The organism is Terrisporobacter vanillatitrophus (assembly GCF_051148895.1).
In the GTDB taxonomy this organism is placed as follows: Bacteria; Bacillota; Clostridia; order Peptostreptococcales; family Peptostreptococcaceae; genus Terrisporobacter; species Terrisporobacter vanillatitrophus.
Genome location: NZ_CP154625.1, coordinates 3,773,502 through 3,794,528, shown reverse-complemented (window position 1 = coordinate 3,794,528; position 21,027 = coordinate 3,773,502). Strand labels below are relative to the sequence as shown.

The following is a 21,027-nucleotide window of genomic DNA, read 5'->3' as shown; positions in this document are numbered from 1 at the left end:
ATTTGAATATTTTAAAAGACTAAAGAAAAACTTCTAATTTTTATCTATATAAAGATTAGAAGTTTTATTATAGGATTAATTACAGAAGCGAATTTTTGGAGGAAAAAGTGTTTGATATACAAGAACAATTAAAAAAATTACCAGCTGAGCCTGGAGTATATTTAATGAAGGATGAAAATGACAAAATAATCTATGTGGGAAAAGCTATCTCATTAAAAAATAGAGTAAGACAATATTTTCAATCATCGAAAAATCATTCTTCTAAAGTGAAATCAATGGTTAAAAATATAAAATCATTTGAATATATAATCACCGATTCAGAGTTAGAAGCTTTAATTTTAGAATGTAATTTAATTAAAAAATACAGACCAAAGTATAATGTATTACTAAGAGATGATAAAACTTATCCTTATATAAAAGTAACAGTAAATGAAGATTTTCCAAGGGTACTAAAAGTTAGAAGAGTCCTTAGAGATAAGGCAAAATATTTTGGACCCTATACAAATGTGGAAGCTGTCAATGATACTTTAGATGTTATAAGAAATATTTATCCCATAAGAACTTGTAATGTAGATATTGAAAGAGCTATTAAAAATAATATGAGACCATGTTTAAATCTTCATATAAAAAGATGTGTTGGACCTTGTACTGGAAATGTTTCAAAAGAAGAATATAATAAAATGATAGAAGAAATACTATTATTCTTATCTGGAAAAGAAGAAACTTTGATAGAAATTTTAAAAGAAAAAATGAATAAATGCTCCATGGAATTTAATTTTGAGGAGGCTGCTATTTATAGAGATAAAATAATAAATCTTCAAGAAATGATGCAAAAACAAAAAATTGATGTATCTACAGAGGATATTAATCAAGATATAATTGCTATGGCATATAACGATGAGGAAGCTTGTGTACAAGCATTCTTTATTAGACATGGAAAGATTGTTGGTAGAGAGCATTTTATTTTGGAAGGAACAAAAGATTCTAGTAAAGAATCCATACTTGGTTCTTTTGTGAAACAATTCTATATGAAAGCAGAATATATTCCAAAAGAAATAATTATAGAAACTGAAATAGAAGATCAGATTGTTTTGGAAGAGTGGCTATCTAATATTAAAGGGCAAAAAGTATCCATAAGAGTTCCACAAAAAGGAGATAAAAAAAGCTTGATTTCTATGGTTAAGAAAAATGCCATGGAATATTTAGAAAAATTCTCTAATTTAAATAAAAGAAAATATGAAAGAAGTGAAGGAGCTTTAATAGAGCTGGCAGAAGTGTTAGATTTAGAAGAACCACCAAGAAGAATAGAATCTTATGATATATCTAATATACAAGGTGTAGACTCCATAGGTGTTATGGTTGTTTTCACAAATGGTATTAAAGATAAAAAAGAATATAGAAGATATAAAATAAAAACTGTAGAAGGTCCTAATGACTATGATTCTATGGCAGAAATTTTAGATAGAAGATTGCAAAAAGGAGATTTTGCTGATTTAATATTATTAGATGGTGGAAAAGGCCAGGTTAGTGCTGTGCAAAAAGTTTTTGATAAATATGGAATAGATATCCCTTTATGGGGAATGTATAAAGATGACAAACATAGAACAAAAGGATTAATATGTGCTTCTAAGGAAATCGAACTTGATAAAACATCAAATTTGTATAGATTTGTTGCTAGTATCCAAGAGGAAGTTCATAACTATGCCATAAGTTATCATAGAAGCTTGAGAAATAAATCATTAACAAAATCTTCTTTAGATGATATTCCTGGTGTGGGAGAGAAAAGGAAAAAAGCCTTACTTTCTCATTTTAAAAATATGGAAGATATAAAAAATGCATCAGTAAAAGAATTATCTGAGATAGACGGGTTAAATAAAAGTGTAGCAGAAAATATTTATGACTATTTTAGAAAGGGAGAGTAAATAATTGATAGAAACAGTAAAAGATAGAGTATCTATATCTCAATTAATTGAGGATTTAAATTTAGAAGTAGTATATATGCCAAAAGATAAGGAATACTACGTGGAATTGGAAGATGTAAATAGAACAGGTCTGCCACTAGCTGGATATTTTGAGTATTTTCCATATGAAAGAATTCAAATAATAGGAAGAACAGAGTATACTTATTTTCAAAATATAAAAAAAGAGAAAAGAGAAGAAATACTAGATAAGTTTTTTTCTTATGAAATTCCTGTATTAATAGTTACAAGAGGTTTGGATATAGATGAAGACATAATAGTAAATGCTAAAAAATACAACAGAGTAGTTTTAAGTAGCAAAAGTAATACTACAAGGTTTATAAATAGATTATCTAATTATTTAGATAATAAACTGGCTCCTCATGTTACTATGCATGGAGTTTTAGTAGATGTGTATGGTATAGGTGTACTGATAAAAGGTGAGAGTAGTATAGGTAAATCAGAAACTGCTTTAGAATTGATACAAAAAGGTCATAGACTTGTAGCTGATGATGCTGTTGAAATTAGAAAGGTTGATGACAGTAGATTAGTAGGACAAGCACCTGAAATATTAAAACACTATATGGAAATCAGAGGAATAGGGATAATAGATGTTAAAAGTTTATATGGTGTGGGAGCTATAAAAAATCAAAAAGCTATTGATCTAGTGATTGAACTAGAAAATTGGAATCAACAAAAGTATTATGATAGATTAGGTTTAGATAGAGAATATGAAGAAATATTAGGAAGACAAGTTGAAAAACTAGTAATACCTGTTAAGCCAGGAAGAAATACTTCTATGATAATTGAAGTTGCAGCTATGAACTTTAGACAAAGGGGAATGGGTATAGATGCAGCTCAAGAATTTACACAAAAATTATCTCAGGTAATTGATAAATAAATTAAAGAGGGAGTTATGAAATTTTTTGAATTTCATAACTCCCTAAATTTTTATATTAAACTAACAAATAAAAATTTATTATTAAACTTCAGCATCGGCAAATATATTACTTTTGTCATAATATTTAGTATGAAGTAAATTATGAGCAACATGTCCGCCTCTTTCACCTAAGAATTCATCATATAATTTGATGATATCTGGGTTATGATGAGAAAGACGATCTAGTTTATTAGCATCTATTTCATATAAAGCTTTAGCTCTTGCTTTAACTTTATCATAATCTCCACCATTATAAGGTTGTCCACCACCGGCTACACATCCACCAGGACAAGCCATGATTTCTATTACATGATATTTGCAATTTCCAGCTCTCAATTCATCCATTAATTTTCTAGCGTTTCCTAAACTACTTGCAGCAGCAACATTTACTGTATGACCAGCTATTTCTAAAGAAGCTTCTTTTATACCGTCCATACCTCTAACTACTGTAAAGTCTAAAGATGGAGCTTCTTCTTTAGTTATATCATGATAAGCAGTTCTAAGTGCAGCTTCAAGGACACCACCAGTTGCACCAAATATATCGGCAGCGCCAGTAGAATATCCAAGTGGGCTATCAAATTCAGCTTCTTCTAAGTTAGCTAAATCTATACCAGCTTCTTTTATCATTCTTGCTAATTCTCTGGTAGTTAATGATAAATCAGTATCTAGGTATCCATCTTGACCTAATTCTTCTCTTGAAACTTCGTATTTCTTAGCAACACAAGGCATTATAGACATAACTATAACTTCATCAGGTTTTTTTCCTAAAACTTTTTCAGCAAAATAATGTCTAGCTATTGGAGAGAACATACTTTGTGGAGATTTACAAGTAGATAAATGAGGTAATAAATCTGGGAATTCATGTTCCATAAAGTTAACCCAAGCAGGACAACAGCTAGTTAATATAGGAAGTTTTTCACCTTTAACAAATCTATTTACAAACTCATTAGCTTCTTCCATTATAGTTAAGTCAGCTGCAAAGTTAGTATCGAATACATAGTTAAATCCTAAAGTTTTTAATGCAGCGACCATCTTACCTGTGGATATAGATCCAGGATCTAATCCAAATGCTTCACCAAGACCAACTCTTACAGCTGGAGCAGTTTGAACTATAACTGGTTTTTCTTTTTGAGATAAAACTTTCCAAGCTTCACCAGTATTATCTTTTTCAACTAAGGCTCCTGTAGGACATACACTTATACATTGCCCACAGAATGTACAGTTAGTATCAGCTAAATCTATACCGAAGAAAGTTGAAACCTCAGTATTAAATCCACGATTTATACCAGAAAGAACTTTAACTGTTTGAACTTCACTACACATAGTTTCACATCTTCTACATAATATACATTTTGAGTTATCTTTTACTATAGATTTTGTAGAAGTATCAAAAGTACCAGTAGATTGTTCTCCATCGCTAAATCTTACTTTTCTGATTCCTAAATCAGCAGCTATTTCTTGTAATTCGCAATCTTTATTTCTAATACAAGATAAACAATCTTTTGGATGGTCAGATAACATTAACTCCACAACATTTTTTCTATATTTTAAAGCTTCTGACGTATTTGTATTTACAACCATACCTTCCTTAACTAAAGTACCACAAGCAGGAACTAATTTTCTTCCTGCGCTAACCATACATACACGACAAGATGCACAATGATTATCAAATTTTATATCATCCATATGTAAATGACATAGACTAGGTATTTTAACATTTACTTGTTTAGCAGCTTCTAATATCATTGTATCAGAAGGAACTGAAACAGCTTTACCATTTATAGTTAAATTAACTAAACTCATTAATAAACCCCTCCTTAATAAATCTATACAAGAACAATTGCACCTTTTTTACATTTATCTATACAAGTACCACATTCTAGACAAGCATCTACATCTATGTGATGTTTTTCTTTCTTTTCACCAGTTATTGCATCAGCAGGACAATTTTTCTTACATAATCCACAACCAATACAATTGTCATTTACTTCATAATGAAGGAAAGCACTACATTTACCTGCAGGACACTTATGATCCTTAACATGTGCTAAATATTCATCATAGAAACACTCTAGAGTACTTAATACAGGATTAGGAGCACATTTTCCAAGACCACATAAAGCTGTATTTTTAACTGTTAACGCTAAATCTTTTAAGTCTACTAAGTCTTGTTCGCATCCTTTATTATCACAAATTTTAGCTAATAATTCATATAATCTTTTAGTACCTATACGACAAGGAGTACATTTACCACAAGATTCATCAACAGAGAAGTCTAAGAAGAATTTTGCTATATCAACCATACAGTCTGTATCATCAAGAACAAGCATACCACCAGAACCCATCATAGAACCTATATCAGATAATGATTTATAATCTATAGGAGTATCTAAATCTTTCTGAGAGATACATCCACCTGATGGACCACCAGTTTGAACAGCTTTAAATTCTCTACCATTAGGTATACCACCACCTATTTCGTAAACTATTTCACGAAGAGTAGTACCCATAGGAACCTCAACTAGACCAACATTGTTTATTTTTCCACCTAATGCGAAAACTTTAGTACCTTTAGAATCTTCTGTACCAAATGAAGCAAACCAGTCAGAACCTCTGTGTATAATAGCTGGAATATTTGCAAAAGTTTCAACGTTATTTAAGCAAGTAGGAGCATTCCATAAACCATGCTTAGAAGAAGAGAAAGTCTTCATTCTAGGCTCACCACGTTTACCTTCTATAGAATGTATAAGTGCAGTACCTTCGCCACAAACAAATGCACCAGCTCCATATTTTAATTCTATTGTGAAATTAAATCCAGTACCTAATATATTTTCACCTAAAACACCAATTTTTTCAGCTTGAGAAATTGCTATTTTTAATCTATCTATTGCAAGAGGATATTCAGCTCTTATATAGATATATCCTTTATTAGCACCTATAGCATAACCAGCAATTGCCATAGCTTCAAGAACACTATTAGGGTCACCTTCAAGTAATGATCTATCCATGAAAGCACCTGGATCACCTTCATCAGCATTACATACAACAAATTTTTCACCATTTATAGCTGGATTTTTAGCACATGATTCCCATTTAACACCAGTAGGGAATCCAGCTCCACCTCTACCTCTAAGACCAGAAGTTTTAACCTCTTCTATTACTTGATCAGGAGTCATTTCTGTTAAGCATTTGCCTAGTGCTAAATATCCATCATTAGCCAAATATTCAGTAATATCTTCTGGATTTATATGTCCACAGTTTCTTAAAGCAATACGAAATTGTTTTTTATAGAAAGACATTTCTTCGTGTTTTGATACTTTTTTATGGTTTAAAGCAGGCTCTTCGAATAATAATCTTTCAACTATTTCATTATTGCAAATATGTTTTGATATAATTTCAGAGGCATCTTCTGGTTGAACATGAACATAGAAAACGTTATCAGGATAAACTTTTACAATTGGACCCATTGCACAGAATCCAAAACATCCTGTTAAATGAACTTTTATAGAATCATTAAGACCAGCTTTATCTATTTCAGATTTTAAATTTTCTATTATTTCTAAACTTTTTGAAGAAGTACATCCAGTACCGCCACAAACTAAAATATCTCTTTTATCAGGTATTTCTTGTGTATGATTTTCTCTTAAATAAAGAATTGGTTTAAAATCTTGTATAGCAGATTTTAGTTCTGAAATTGAATTTAACTTTTTCATGAATTTCTTTCCCCCTAACAGCTTAATTCTAGTTCTCTGTACTCATCTAATATATTAGTTACTTTTTCAGGAGTACATAATCCATAAACTTTACCATCAACAACTACTACTGGAGCAAGTCCACATGCACCAACGCATCTTAATCCATCTAATGTAAATTTAAAATCGCTAGTAGTTTCACCCGCTTTAATATTTAATTGCTTTTCAAACTCAGTTAAGATTTTATCTGCACCTTTAACAAAGCATACAGTACCCAGGCAAACGCTAATCTTATGTTCACCAACTGGGTTAGTAGAGAAGTAAGAGTAGAAACTTACAACACCATATACTTTTGAGTAAGAAACCCCAAGTTTATCAGCTATATAGAGTTGAACCTCTTTTGGTAAGTAACTAAATATTCCCTGAGCTTCTTTAAGAACATATATTAATGAACTTTCATCAGCAACAGGAAGATTTTGAATTAGATTGTCTAATTCATCAAATAACTTTTTGTTTTGTGAAATAAAATTACACATAGTAGATCCCCCTTAGTTTATTTGAAATATTGATATGTTATAAATCTAGAAATGAATTTTTTCAAATCTAGCTATATTTAAGAATAAAACATAAACAAGATGAATAATATATTTAATAGATAAGATGTTTAATGTATTCAATAGGTTATATAAAGTATTTATTGAAATTTAAAATGATTAGATAATTAAAATTATATGACAATAAGTAGTAAAAATTATGTCTCTATTTCATTATAATATGAAATTCATTAAAAAACTAACTAAAATGAAAAAAATTGCAAAAATTTATAAATTTCTGAATGAAACGAGCTTTTTATTCAGAAATTTCAATTAATATATTTATAATTATACTATAATTACTTAAAAAAATTATACTTAAAAAATAAATATAATATAAAATAAAATAAAAAACCACTTAGGTTTTAAAACGATTAGAGGTGAAATTAAAATTATTACAAGCGAAGAATGAATTACTAAAAAAGTTAGACATGATAGAAATGCAGGCGTTGAAGGATAAATCAATATGGCTATGACAATCAATGCATAGAAGAGGAAACTGTTGGGATAATAATCCACAGAAGTCATTTTTGGGATATTTTAAGAACGAGGTAGATTTTAAAAATTGTAATAGTTTAGATGATATTAAAAATGAGATAAATGAATACATTGATTACTACAATAATTATAGATATTAATGGAATTTAAATAAGATGACCCCAATTCAATATAGGGATCATCTTATGGTGCCCAAAATAGGCTTTTTAAAATTGTCCTTGACTAAAGGTGCATTTTTTAGATAAAATTGTTTTTCATTTTATGTTATTAGTGAGTACAAAAGTTGATACAAATATTAATTGTTAAAATAATTATTAAAAAGTAGGAGTTAGAGAAAAGCAATCATAAAAAGTTACAACACCATAAATTTCTACAGGAGCAATATTTAATTTTTTTGAGATATAAAGTTGAACTTCTTTTGGTAAATGTCCAAAGATATTTTGGGCCTCTTGAAGGATATAAATTAATGAACTTTGATCAGCTATAGGAAGATTATTGATTATATTATCTAGCTCGTTAAATAAATTTTTATTTTTAGTAATAAAATTATGCATACAAATACCTCCTTATTATTTTTAAAATATATATTTTTTATAGGTTATAAATTATTGTCTATTTTATCAAAAACATCGCTTTTATCGTAGTATTGTGTGTGAAGTAAGGAATGAGCAATGTGTCCGCCTCTTTCACCTAAGAAATCATTATACAATTTGATTATGTCTGGGTTATGATGAGAAAGACGATTTGGTTTGGTAGAATCTATTTCATATAAAGCATTAGTTCTTGCTTTGACTTTATCATAATTTCCACCGTGATAAGGTTGACCGGCACCAGCTACGCATCCACCAGGGCAAGCCATAATTTCAATTATATGATATTTGCAATTTCCAGCTCTCAATTCATCCATTAATTTCCTAGCGTTACCTAAACTACTTGCAGCAGCTATATTTATTGTATTGCCAGCTATTTCTAGAGAAGCTTCTTTTATGCCATCCATACCTCTAACAACTGTAAAGTCTAAAGATGGTGCTTCTTCCATAGTGATATCGTGATAAGCAGTTCTAAGTGCGGCTTCTAGTACGCCACCAGTGGCACCGAATATATCAGCAGCACCTGTGGAATATCCAAGAGGACTATCAAATTCTGCCTCTTCTAAATTAGCTAAATTTATGCCTGCTTCTTTTATCATACGTGCTAATTCTCGAGTAGTTAATGATATATCAGTATCTAAGTATCCGTTTTCTCCTAATTCTTCTCTTGATACTTCGTATTTCTTAGCAACACAAGGCATTATAGATACAATTACAACTTCATCAGGTTTTTTATTTAAAATTTTTTCAGCAAAATAATGTCTAGCTATTGGTGAAAACATACTTTGAGGTGATTTGCAAGTAGATAAGTGAGGTAGAAGGTCAGGATAGTCATGTTCCATAAAGTTAACCCAAGCAGGACAGCAACTAGTTAATATAGGAAGATTTTCACCTTTAATAAATCTGTTTACAAATTCATTAGCTTCCTCCATTATTGTTAAGTCAGCTGCAAAGTTAGTATCGAATACATAATCAAATCCTAAGGCCTTTAAAGCAGCAACCATTTTGCCAGTAGATATGGAACCTGGCTCTAATCCAAATTCTTCACCTAAAGCAACTCTTACGGCTGGAGCAGTTTGAACCATAATAGGTTTTTCTTTTTGAGATAAAGCATTCCAAACTTCACTAGTATTATCTTTCTCAGATAAAGCGCCTGTTGGACATACGCTTATACACTGACCACAGAATGTACAGTTAGTATTTATTAAATCTACACCAAAGAAAGTAGAAACTTCAGTATTGAATCCACGATTTATTCCTGAGAGAACACCAACAGTTTGGATATCGTTACACATAGTTTCACATCTTCTACATAGGATACATTTAGAATGATCTTTAATGATAGATTTAGTAGAAGCATCTAGTGGAGAATAAGATTGTTCACCATCATTAAATCGGATTTTTCTAATTCCTAATTCAGCAGCTATATCTTGTAATTCACATTTTCCATTCTTAATACAAGATAAACAGTCTTTTGGATGATCAGATAACATTAATTCAACAATATCTTTTCTATATTTTAATGCTTCTGGAGAATTAGTGTTTACAACCATGCCTTCTTTAACTAAGGTACCACAGGCAGGAACTAATTTTCTTCCTACACTAACCATACATACACGACAAGATGCACAATTATTATTAAAATTAATATCATCGATATGTAAATGACACAAACTAGGTATTTTAATATTTACTTGTTTTGCGGCTTCTAATATTTTTGTATCAGAAGGAACTGAGACAGCTTTGCCATTTATAGTTAAATTAACTAAACTCATTAATAAACCCCCTTTAGTGCAAAATTATTTCTTAATAATTGCACCTTTCTTACAATTTTCGATACAAGTACCACATTTTATACATTTACTAGTATCTATTTCGTGTTTTTCTTTCTTTTCACCACTTATTGCATCAACAGGACAATTCTTTTTGCATAATCCGCAACCTATGCAATCATCTGTTATTATAAAATCAAGCAGAGAAGTACATTTACCTGCAGGACATTTATGATCTTTAACATGAGCTAAATATTCATCATAGAAATAATCTAAGGTACTTAGTATTGGATTAGGAGCACATTTTCCAAGACCACATAAAGCTGTATTTTTTACTGTTATAGCTAAATCTTTCAACTCAACTAAATCTTGCTCACATCCTTTGCCTTCACATATTTTAGTTAAAATTTCATATAATCTTTTAGTACCAACACGACAAGCTGTACATTTACCACAAGATTCATCAACAGAGAAGTCTAAGAAAAATCTTGCTATATCAACCATACAGTCGGTGTCATCAAGAACAAGCATACCTCCTGAACCCATCATAGATCCAATAGATGCTAAAGATTTGTAATCAATAGGAGTATCTAGATTTTTAGAGGATATACATCCACCAGATGGACCACCAGTTTGAACAGCTTTAAATCCTTTATTGCCTAGTATGCCGCCACCTATTTCGAAAACTATTTCACGTAGAGTAGTACCCATAGGAACTTCAACTAAGCCAACATTATTTACTTTTCCACCTAATGCAAAAACCTTAGTACCCTTGGAATCTTCAGTACCATAAGAAGCAAACCAATCAGCGCCATTGGTAATGATAGCAGGTATATTACCGAAAGTTTCAACATTATTTAAACAAGTAGGAGCATTCCATAAACCATGTTTAGAAGAAGAAAAAGTTTTCATTCTAGGTTCTCCACGTTTCCCTTCGATAGAGTGCATTAATGCAGTACCTTCACCACAAACGAAAGCTCCAGCACCATATTTTAATTCAAGCTTAAAGTTGAATCCGCTACCCATTATATTTTCACCTAATAGTCCAGCTTCTTCAGCTACAGCTATGGCTATTTTTAATCTTTCTATAACACGAGGGTATTCAGCTCTTATATAGATATATCCAATATCAGAACCTACAGCATATCCTGCTATTGCCATAGCTTCTAGAACATTATGAGGATCCCCTTCAAGTAAAGATCTATCCATAAAAGCACCTGGATCACCTTCATCAGCATTACATACTATAAATTTCTTACCATTTACAGGAGGATTTTTAGCTGATGCTTCCCATTTAACACCAGTAGGGAATCCAGCGCCACCTCTACCTCTAAGGCCAGAAGCTTTAATTTCTTCTACAACTTGTCCAGGTGTCATTTCAAATAATGCCTTACCAAGACCTAGGTAACCTCCATTACCGATATACTCTTCAAGACGCTCAGGATGTATAACACCAAGATTTCTTAAAGCAATTTTTAGTTGTTTTTTATAGAAAGACATATCATTTTCATTGTTGACTCTTATATTGTCTAAAGATGGTTCTTCATATAATAATCTTTCAACAATAATATTATTTTTGATATGGCTTTCAACTATTTCCTTAGCGTCTTCTGGAACAACATAAGCATAAAAAATGTTATCAGGGTAGATTTTAATTATAGGACCTATAGCACAAAATCCAAAACATCCTGTTAGTTGGACTTTAACAGAATCCTCAAGATTGGCTTTTTTTATCTCATCTTGTAGAGCTTCTAAAACTTTGATACTACCAGAGGAAGCACATCCAGTGTCACCACATACTAAAATCTCCCTTTTTTCTGGAATACCATTAATTCCATATTCTTTTCTCAAATCAAGAAGTGTTTTATATTCTTCAAAAGCAGCTTTTAATTCCTCATATGAATTAATTATTTTCATATATTATTCCCCCTAACAGTTTACTTCTAATTCTTTATATTCATTTATTATGTTAGCTACATCATTAGGACTAACACGGCTATATACTTTACCATCAACTACAACAACAGGTGCAAGTCCACAGGCACCCACACATCGCAAGCATTCAATTGAAAACTTAAGATCTTTTGTAGTTTCTCCGGCTTTTATACCTAATTGTTTTTCTAATTCGGTAAGAACATCTTTAGAACCCTTAACAAAACATGCGGTACCTAAACAAACACTTATTTTATGTTCACCAACAGGATTAGTAGAGAAGTAAGAATAGAAGCTTACAACACCGTATACTTTTGCAGGTGCAATTTTTAATTTTTTTGCAATGTGTAGTTGAACTTCTTTTGGGAGATATCCGAATATACTTTGAGCTTCTTTGAGAGTATAGATTAATGCACTTTCATCAACTGCAAGAAGAGCATCAATTACTTTGTTTAGCTCGTCAAATAGTTTTTGATTTTGTGAAATAAAATCACACATATAAATTCCCTCCTTATTAATACATAAGTTATTTTAAAATATATAATTTGAGTAAAATTAAAATATAGACTAAATTTAGATAACTTATCTGGATAATATAATATATGTTGCAAAGTGTTATGAAATACCCATAAAATATGGAAATAATAAAAGGATATCTATAATAATAAAATTTAATAATACGTGGATTAATATAAGAAAATATTTTGACTAATCAGATGTGTTTAAAATGTTTTTATATTGCCTTAAACATCGTAATAAAAATATAATGTAGAGTAGAATATTGTTTAAAAATATAAAAAAAGATAGATGTAATAAAAATCACATCTATCTTTGAGGAATTTTAAATTAAACTATTAAAATTATGCTTGGTTTACAGAACCGAATAGTTCCATTTTTTCTTTAACGCATGCTTTTATAGCATCAACGCCTGGAGCTAATAATTTACGAGGATCAAATCCTTTACCTTGTAAATCTTTTCCTTCTTCTATATATTTACGAGTAGCTTCAGCAAATACTAATTGGCATTCAGTATTAACATTTATTTTAGCAACACCTAAAGATATAGCTTCTTTTATCATATCTTGTGGTATACCAGTTCCACCGTGTAATACTAATGGCATATCTCCTGTAGAATCATTTATTTTTGCTAATGCTTCAAAATTTAATCCAGACCAGTTAGAAGGATATTGTCCATGTATATTACCTATACCTGCAGCTAAGAAATCTATTCCTAATTCAGATATAGCTTTACATTCTTGAGGATCAGCTATTTCACCAGCACCTACAACTCCGTCTTCTTCTCCACCTATAGAACCAACTTCAGCTTCTATAGATATACCTTTTGAGTGAGCTAATTCAACTAACTCTTTAGTTTTAGCAACGTTCTCATTGAAAGGATAGTGAGATCCATCGAACATTACTGAAGAAAATCCGGCTTCTATAGTTTTTAAAACACCTTCATAAGAACCGTGGTCTAAGTGTAGAGCAACCGGAACTGTTATGTTTAATCCTTTTATTAAACCGTTTACCATTCCAACTATTGTATCGTATCCACCCATGTATTTTCCAGCACCTTCAGATACTCCTAAAATAACTGGTGAATTATTTTCTTGTGCAGTTAATAATATTGCTTTTGTCCATTCTAGGTTATTTATATTGAATTGACCTACTGCGTATTTTCCTTCTCTAGCTTTAACTAGCATTTCTCTTGCAGAAACTAACATATTTAAACCTCCAAATTTTAATTAAGTTTAAAATTTATAAAACCTACCCATCAGATATATTATATAACTAAAATAAAAAAGAGTATAGACTAAATTATAATAAGCAAAAATTTAAATTATAATATATAATAGTGATTATGTTATTTTAATATAAAAATAAATTATTTAGATAAAAATACTTCTTAAGGAGGTAAACAAAGTGGCAAAAAAATTAAGAATAGATAAAATTCTTTCTAACTTAGGATATGGAAGTAGAGCAGAAATAAAAGTTTATTGTAAAAAAGGATTAGTTAAAGTAAATGATAAAGTAATATCAAATCCTGGTACACAAGTTGATACTGATGCTGATAAAATAGAATTTAATAATGAAGTAGTAAGATACAGAGAATTTGTTTATATAATGATGAACAAACCAGATGGATATTTATCAGCAACTTTTGATAAGAGAGATCCAATAGTTTTAGATTTAATAGATTCATCTTATTTGACATTTGAACCTTTTCCTGTGGGAAGATTGGACAAGGATACTGAGGGTCTTTTAGTTTTAACTAATGATGGTCAACTTGCTCATAGAGTATTATCACCTAAAAAGCATGTACCAAAGACTTATTATGCAAAAATTGATGGTATAGTAACAGAGGAAGATGTAAAGGCTTTTGAAAAAGGTGTAACCTTAGATGATGGATATGAAACTATGTCTTCTCAGCTTAAAATTCTAGAAAGTGGAGAAACATCTGAAATAGAACTTACTATACATGAAGGTAAATTCCACCAGGTAAAAAGAATGTTTGAGAGTGTTGGCAAAAAAGTAGTATACTTGAAAAGGCTGTCTATGGGTAAATTAAAACTAGATGAAACATTAGATCTAGGTGAATATAGAGAATTAACTGATGAAGAAGTTAAATTAATAGAAGAAAGATAAAAGAGCGGAGGAAGTTATAGTGAAAAGAAAAGACATAATTGAATTTGAAGTAGGGTCTATGGAGTTTGGAGGAGAGTCTTCAACTTTAATAGGGAAAAGAAAAGTAAAAATGAAGGGCGGAATTACTGGTCAAAAAGTAAAAGCTGTTGTTAAAAAAGCAAGAAGTGAAAAAGCTGAAGTAAAATTACTTGAAGTAGTAGAAAACTCACCAATAGAAACTGCACCAATATGCAAACATTTTGGTGCATGTGGAGGATGTTCCATATTATCAGTACCTTATGAAAAGCAATTAGAAATAAAAGGTGAACAAGTTTTAAAATTATTTAAAGAACAAGGAATAGACGGATTTGAATTCTTAGGAATAGAAGGAAGTCCAGTTGAAAGATTATATAGAAATAAGATGGAATATACTTTTGGAGATGAAGTAAAAGGCGGACCTCTTACTTTAGGAATGCACAAAAAAGGAAGACATTTAGATATTATAACTGTTGATGATTGTAGATTAGTGGATGAAGATTTTATAAAAGTATTAACTTCTACAGTTGAATATTTTGGAGAAAAAAATCTTCCTTATTATAGAATAAATTCTCATCAAGGTTATTTAAGAAACTTAGTAGTAAGAAAAGGTGTTAACACTAATGAATTAATGGTTAATATAGTAACTACAACTCAAGAAGATTTTGATATGACTGAGTATAAAGACATGATATTAAACCTTGAAACAAAAGCAGAAGTAGTAAGTATATTACACACTATAAATGATGGCCTTGCTGATGCGGTTAACTGTGATGAATTAAGAGTTTTACATGGAAGAGACTATATAGAAGAAGTAGTTTTAGGACTAAGATTTAAAATATCTCCATTCTCATTCTTCCAAACAAATACTAAAGGTGCTGAAAAATTATACAGTATAGCTAGAGAATTTGTTGGAAATCATGAAGGAGAAGTATTATTTGATTTATACAGTGGAACAGGAACTATAGGGCAAGTTATGGCAAGTGCTGCCAAACAAGTTTATGGTATAGAAATAATAGAAGAAGCTGTTGTTGCTGCCAATGAAAACACTAAATTAAATGGACTTGATAACTGTGAGTTTATAGCTGGAGATGTGGCTAAAGTTGTTAAGAATCTATCTGAAAAACCAGATTTAATAATAGTAGACCCACCAAGACCAGGTGTTCACAAAGATGCCATAAGAGATATAAGTGGATTTGGAGCAAATGAAATAGTTTATATATCATGTAATCCAAAGACTTTAGTTTTAGATATAAAAGGATTTGAAGCTTATGGATATAAGGTAGAAAAAGTAAAATGTATGGATATGTTCCCAAATACACCACACTGTGAAACAGTAGTAAAGTTAAAAAAATAATTGTACCCCCTCCATTAAACTTTAATTATTCTGGTTAAACATTAATTAATCTGTTAAAGTTAGATTAAAGTAAGGGAAAGTGGATGGTAAAAAGTAAGAAGAAAAAAGAAGTAGAATAGAGATAAATACAGGGATTAAGCAGGAAATGGCTTAGTCTCTTTTTTTATTTTAATCAAACTTTAGTGTAATTCTGATGAATGTTTAGTTATTTTTAGAGTTAGAAATTTGCACTTTTTATTAGCCAAACTTTAACTGAATTTTTGGAGAGTTGGCTATTTTACTACGTTTGAAAATGAGATTTTGATAAGATTTTATCAGACTAAATTGTTAGCATAGGCATATTAAAATAGGTTGTTCAAGGTAATAAACATTAAAATAAAAATCCAGTAGTATAGATAATTTGCTTACTAATAGATTTAATTTAAGAAGTTTTTAAAGATGACAGAATGTTGTCATATTATATATGATATTATTTCAATATAAAATAGGAAAGGAGCAAAAGCAATATTAATAAAAAATAATTTCCTAATATTGTGACAGGATTTGTCGTTGAATGAAAAGCAAGATTTTTAACTTTGGTAATGAATTTGATAGGATGGAAGAAAAATTTTTATTTTTTACCAGAGTATTAGAAATTACGGTTACATCTGCTAAATAAATACTTTAGTAGTAACGATAATTTGAATTCATTTTATTTGGAAATAAATTTAAAATTAATAAAAATTTAGATAGAAAGGTCAGGGAAATATGAAAGATAAAAATATGAACTTTAGTGAGATAATTGAACGTTCTATTCAAATACGAGAAAACTATCATAAACTGGAAAAGCAGTATCATGGTAAAGAGTGGACAGTAGAAGAAGATGCTCTTGCTTTTTTGACAGATGCAGCATTAGTTGGCCGATTGACTATGGCTCAACAAAAGCGATGGCCCATATCAGGAGAAGCAGTAACTGAACTAGAGCATAAACTTAGCGAATGCATTTGGTGGCTGATTGTTCTTTCAGAGCGTATGGATATAAATATGAGCAAGTCATTAGATGAATTTTTGACTAAACTTGAGAATTAGGTGAGAAATAGATAAGGATAAAAACAAGATAAATACAGGGGTTAAGCAGGTTATTGCTTAGTCTCTTTTTTTATGTGGCTATTTTACTAAGTGAGAATAGGTCAATAAAAGGAAATAAGTATAGTTGAGTGGTTGGGCTAGATGTTAGGGGTTCACGACAGAGCAGGATAGATGTATTTTGAAAACAAAGGTTGAGAGAGCGGATTTAAAAAATTATATAAGTTTTAAAATTGATTTTAACTATAACATAAGGTGGAAATGAAAGAGGTAAATATAATAAAGGATTGTTTTATAAGCAATTGACAACTAATGTATTATATGATAATATCTCGTAAGATTAAAGTTTTAATTGAGCATATTTAGTTTAGGAGTTGAAAAGGATGACATTCAAAGGAAGTTCAATGACAAAAGGACAAGTTGAATCGAAAATAAGCGAAGTGATAAGTAAGTTTGAAATTGAACAAATGGGTAGAGGTCCTGAGAAAATTCGTACAATTATTCTTCAAGATATGATTGTCATAAGGCTTAAAGGCTTTTTAAGTATGTCTGAGAAAAATTTATCTCGTAACAAAGAGGGTGTTGAATTAATAAAAAAGGTAAGAACTTCATTGTTTGAAAATGCCCGTGAAGAGTTTGAAGAGACAATAAAATCAGTTATTGATGTAAATATTATAAGTACCTATTCTGATGTGAGCACCAAAACAGGTGAAAAAATTATAGCAATAATTTTAGATCAGAATATAGAAGAGTTTTTTATAAAGTAAATTGGAAGACGCATTGAATGGTTGAAAACCAGTCATAAAGTAAGCCAATAACAATTTTCCTATTAGGGAGTTTTGTTATTGGCTTTTTTAATGTAAATAATATGTGTTTTCTAAATGAAAAAATCATAAATAACTAGTTTAATCGTTATATATTTTCTGATGTAGTGGAAAAATAAATTATTTAGTAAAAGAAAGGAATATATGAATGGGAAATAAGTTAGTTCTAGGAAAAGGTATGAAACCTAGTTTAAGATGGATGTATGTATTTTTAGGAATAATAGTAATGATATGCTTTGGAACAGTTTATTCATGGAGTATTTTCAGGATGCCTGTGGAGGAAGCTTTCAATATAGGGTCTACTCAAAGTGGTTTGCCATATATGGCAGCTTTAGCATTCTATGCATTGTTTATGATGTTATCAGGAAGATATTTTGATAAGTTTACTCCCAGGGCTATTATTTTAACAGGATCATTGCTAGTATCATTGGGTTGGATATTATCCTCATTTTCATCAAATATTTATATTTTAACAATAACATATGGGGTTATTGGCGGAGCAGGTGTAGGTATAGCTTATGGAGTTCCTATAGCAATAGTAACAAAGTGGTTTCCAGAAAAAAAAGGATTTGTTATTGGTGTTGTTTTGTTAGGATTTGGAGTATCACCATTAGTCACAGCTCCACTTGCAAGATTTTTAATTGAAACATTTGGAGTTATGAAAAGTTTCCTTATATTAGGAATAGCTTTTGGTGCTATAACTCCTATTATTTCATATCAATTTAAATATCCTTCTGAATTGGAAGCTAGTATGCTCAAAGGGGTGTCGGGTAAAGAGGATGAATCCAATGATAAGGACACCAAGGAAATGATTAAATCCAGTAGTTTTAAAGGATTATACATAAATTTTATTATTGGAACTATGGTAGGACTAATGATAATCGGAATGACAAGTAATGTTGGTATACAATTAATTGGATTATCGCAAAACAAAGTTGCATTGATGATTTCTGTGTTTGCAATTTTCAATGGAGTTGGAAGACCTGTATTTGGATATATAACTGATAAGCTATCATCAAAAAAAGCCATGTTAATATCATATAGTCTTATTATTATAGCAGCATTATTAATGTTAATTGTAGACCGTGGTAGCACTACTTTGTTTGTTATAGCTTTTTCAATATTTTGGTTTAATTTGGGGGGATGGCTTGCAATAGCTCCAACTTCTACAGGAATCCTATATGGAGAAAAGCACTATAGTCAAAACTTTGGTGTTGTTTTTACAGCATATGGTATAGGAGCTATTTTAGGCGTAGTAGGCTCTGGACTAATTTTAGATATCTTTGAAAATTATTACTATATCTTTTATTTTATAATAGGGCTTTGTGTTTTAGGTTGTCTGTTGACGTTTAAAACAATTAAAGACTAAAAAAATTACTGTAAATGTTTATAAAACATTCTAAATATAATTGTATTTTATCCTAATGAAGATAGAACCATAGATTATCTTGCAAATAAAAAAATGTTGTAAGTTTTGATGATTATTTAGCCTTTCATTTTAAGGAGTATATCTTTACGTAAAATTAATACTAATGCGTACAAGCATCATCTTTTTATGTTCCCCCAGACTGATGGTTTGGGGGATTTTTGATTTTAAGAAGGTTATATTATTAGGTTCATCCTACGGTGTACCACATAAAATAACTACTAGTTTTATACGTATTTATTACTTTTATCTAATAAGTTAAAAAAATTATATAGAAAAAAGACTTCCTCTTTGTTAAAATTTAAGTTACTAAACAGAAAATAAATAAAGGAGGAGATTTTTTTATTTTTATATCACCATGAATAATTCAGGATTAACGTATGAATATAAGCAGATTTTTGATTTATACCTTTTGAGTTTCATAAAGAGTATTGATTTTCAACTGTGTAACCGGATAGTGGTAGAAGTAACTTTAAATTCAAGAGATAGCAAGTAAGAGGGGCATTTTAATAAAAAAGGAATCCAAAAGTTTTATTAAATAAAGACTAAGGACTCCAAGAGCTTATTTAAAACAATAGGAGGACAATATGTTTTTTAACAAAGGAATAAGAAATACTAATTTAGAGGATAAATCCGAAGGTTTTCAGGATAAAAATGAAAAAATATTAAATAATTTATATAAAGAAATTTTGGATTTTATAAATAATATAAAAAGAGTAGTTCAAGAAACAGTGAAGCAGCATCAAAGAGTGAATAGTCAACATGAAGATTTGGCAGACCTTACTAAGAACATACAAGTTCATATGGAAGGAATATCTAATTTAACTTATGAAACAGACAAAGCAACTAAGGAATTATCTGATCAAGGAAGCAGACTTTTAGAAATTACAGAAGATTCGGCAAAAAGTTCACAGGATGGAAAAGTGGCAATTGAAGAAATGATGAGCATTATTAAAACTCTAGAAAATGAGTATAGTAAAAATAGAGATATGATTAATAATCTGGTAAGCAAATTTTCTGAAGTAAAAAGCGTAGTTAACTTAATTGATAATATAGCATCACAGACCAATCTTTTAGCATTAAACGCTTCCATTGAAGCCGCTAGAGCTGGAGAACAAGGAAAAGGATTTGCAGTTGTTGCTGAAGAGATACGAAAATTAGCGGATCAGACTAAGAAAAGTACGATAGATATAGCAGAACTAATTGAGAATATTTCCATTGAAACTGGAAGTGTAAGAAATAATTCAGAACGTTCCATCAAGGTTATTAAAAAGGGTGTTGAGACTTCTGTAGAGGTAATCGAAAAAGTTGAATGTAGCTTAGTATCTGCGTCAAAGGTTTATGAAGAAGTCAAAAAGGTGATAGATATTTTAAATCATCAGAAAAATCAAATAGTTAATATGACTGCAGAAATTACTGATATTGATGAAATACTTAAGGTGACAACTAAAGCAATAATCTCACATATAGAGGAAGCTGGTGTTGTTGATAATCAGCTACGATTAGCTGGTAACACAGTAGATAAATTTGAGAAGGTTGTTAAGATAAAAGATACAACCAGATAAATTGGGAACGAAATAGTATCTGCTTAATTAGGATACTATTTCAATTTTATTTATTTATCTTTTTTTCAGAGGATTATGAAAAAATGTTGAATCATAAAATTTATGATTTATTTTTATATAACGATGTGATATTTTTTATGTTTATATAGTAGAT

The 21,027-nt window shown here is 30.1% G+C and carries 16 protein-coding genes and 1 pseudogene; 9 read left to right on the top strand and 8 right to left on the bottom strand.

Annotated elements, in window-relative coordinates; all coding sequences use genetic code 11:
* Window positions 1-107: 107 nt before the first annotated feature.
* Window positions 108-1,922, top strand: coding sequence for an excinuclease ABC subunit UvrC (uvrC, locus tag TVTCOM_RS18490; protein WP_434797716.1), 1,815 nt, complete (start codon window positions 108-110; stop codon window positions 1,920-1,922).
* 76 nt (window positions 1,923-1,998) lie between these two features.
* Window positions 1,999-2,859: an HPr(Ser) kinase/phosphatase gene (hprK, locus tag TVTCOM_RS18485; RefSeq protein ID WP_434799769.1), complete on the top strand. Its 861-nt coding sequence runs from the start codon at window positions 1,999-2,001 to the stop codon at window positions 2,857-2,859.
* A gap of 81 nt (window positions 2,860-2,940) precedes the next feature.
* Here hprK and TVTCOM_RS18480 read toward each other — a convergent pair whose 3' ends face one another.
* Genes TVTCOM_RS18480 through TVTCOM_RS18470 form a run of 3 tightly spaced genes read right to left on the bottom strand, consistent with a single transcriptional unit; the run spans window position 2,941 to window position 7,126 of the window.
* Window positions 2,941-4,701: an NADH-dependent [FeFe] hydrogenase, group A6 gene (locus TVTCOM_RS18480; protein ID WP_434797715.1), complete on the bottom strand. Its 1,761-nt coding sequence runs from the start codon at window positions 4,699-4,701 to the stop codon at window positions 2,941-2,943.
* Window positions 4,702-4,724: 23 nt separating this feature from the next.
* On the bottom strand, window positions 4,725-6,611 hold the full coding sequence (locus TVTCOM_RS18475; RefSeq protein WP_434797714.1) for an NADH-ubiquinone oxidoreductase-F iron-sulfur binding region domain-containing protein: 1,887 nt from the start codon (window positions 6,609-6,611) through the stop codon (window positions 4,725-4,727).
* A gap of 14 nt (window positions 6,612-6,625) precedes the next feature.
* Entirely contained in the window at window positions 6,626-7,126 is a 501-nt protein-coding gene (locus TVTCOM_RS18470; RefSeq protein WP_434797713.1) for an NAD(P)H-dependent oxidoreductase subunit E, read from the bottom strand.
* 533 nt (window positions 7,127-7,659) lie between these two features.
* Here TVTCOM_RS18470 and TVTCOM_RS18465 point away from each other — a divergent pair.
* A pseudogene (locus tag TVTCOM_RS18465) lies at window positions 7,660-7,821 on the top strand (IS3 family transposase); the annotation flags it as partial.
* 174 nt (window positions 7,822-7,995) lie between these two features.
* Here the strand turns inward: TVTCOM_RS18465 and TVTCOM_RS18460 are convergent.
* The 5 genes from TVTCOM_RS18460 to fba all read right to left on the bottom strand — a co-directional run bounded on the left by TVTCOM_RS18460 (window position 7,996) and on the right by fba (window position 13,699).
* On the bottom strand, window positions 7,996-8,235 hold the full coding sequence (locus TVTCOM_RS18460; protein WP_434797712.1) for an NAD(P)H-dependent oxidoreductase subunit E: 240 nt from the start codon (window positions 8,233-8,235) through the stop codon (window positions 7,996-7,998).
* 44 nt (window positions 8,236-8,279) lie between these two features.
* On the bottom strand, window positions 8,280-10,046 hold the full coding sequence (locus TVTCOM_RS18455) for an NADH-dependent [FeFe] hydrogenase, group A6 (protein WP_434797711.1): 1,767 nt from the start codon (window positions 10,044-10,046) through the stop codon (window positions 8,280-8,282).
* A gap of 24 nt (window positions 10,047-10,070) precedes the next feature.
* Window positions 10,071-11,960, bottom strand: a complete 1,890-nt coding sequence (locus TVTCOM_RS18450) for an NADH-ubiquinone oxidoreductase-F iron-sulfur binding region domain-containing protein (RefSeq protein ID WP_434797710.1) — start codon at window positions 11,958-11,960, stop codon at window positions 10,071-10,073.
* Window positions 11,961-11,972: 12 nt separating this feature from the next.
* On the bottom strand, window positions 11,973-12,473 hold the full coding sequence (locus TVTCOM_RS18445) for an NAD(P)H-dependent oxidoreductase subunit E (protein ID WP_434797709.1): 501 nt from the start codon (window positions 12,471-12,473) through the stop codon (window positions 11,973-11,975).
* 362 nt (window positions 12,474-12,835) lie between these two features.
* Window positions 12,836-13,699, bottom strand: coding sequence for a class II fructose-1,6-bisphosphate aldolase (fba, locus tag TVTCOM_RS18440; RefSeq protein WP_434797708.1), 864 nt, complete (start codon window positions 13,697-13,699; stop codon window positions 12,836-12,838).
* A gap of 199 nt (window positions 13,700-13,898) precedes the next feature.
* Between fba and TVTCOM_RS18435 the strand changes: the two genes are divergently transcribed.
* From TVTCOM_RS18435 to TVTCOM_RS18410, 6 genes are all read left to right on the top strand, one after another.
* Complete coding sequence (locus TVTCOM_RS18435) at window positions 13,899-14,621, top strand: pseudouridine synthase (protein WP_434797707.1); 723 nt, start codon at window positions 13,899-13,901, stop codon at window positions 14,619-14,621.
* A gap of 19 nt (window positions 14,622-14,640) precedes the next feature.
* On the top strand, window positions 14,641-15,993 hold the full coding sequence (gene rlmD, locus TVTCOM_RS18430) for a 23S rRNA (uracil(1939)-C(5))-methyltransferase RlmD (protein WP_434797706.1): 1,353 nt from the start codon (window positions 14,641-14,643) through the stop codon (window positions 15,991-15,993).
* Between the two features lie 747 nt (window positions 15,994-16,740).
* Window positions 16,741-17,061, top strand: a complete 321-nt coding sequence (locus TVTCOM_RS18425) for a hypothetical protein (protein WP_434797705.1) — start codon at window positions 16,741-16,743, stop codon at window positions 17,059-17,061.
* Between the two features lie 380 nt (window positions 17,062-17,441).
* The gene (locus TVTCOM_RS18420) at window positions 17,442-17,825 is read left to right on the top strand and encodes a DUF2294 domain-containing protein (protein WP_434797704.1); all 384 of its coding nucleotides are present in this window, start codon (window positions 17,442-17,444) and stop codon (window positions 17,823-17,825) included.
* A gap of 205 nt (window positions 17,826-18,030) precedes the next feature.
* On the top strand, window positions 18,031-19,251 hold the full coding sequence (locus TVTCOM_RS18415) for an L-lactate MFS transporter (protein WP_434797703.1): 1,221 nt from the start codon (window positions 18,031-18,033) through the stop codon (window positions 19,249-19,251).
* A gap of 644 nt (window positions 19,252-19,895) precedes the next feature.
* On the top strand, window positions 19,896-20,873 hold the full coding sequence (locus TVTCOM_RS18410; RefSeq protein ID WP_434797702.1) for a methyl-accepting chemotaxis protein: 978 nt from the start codon (window positions 19,896-19,898) through the stop codon (window positions 20,871-20,873).
* The last annotated feature ends 154 nt before the right edge of the window (window positions 20,874-21,027 follow it).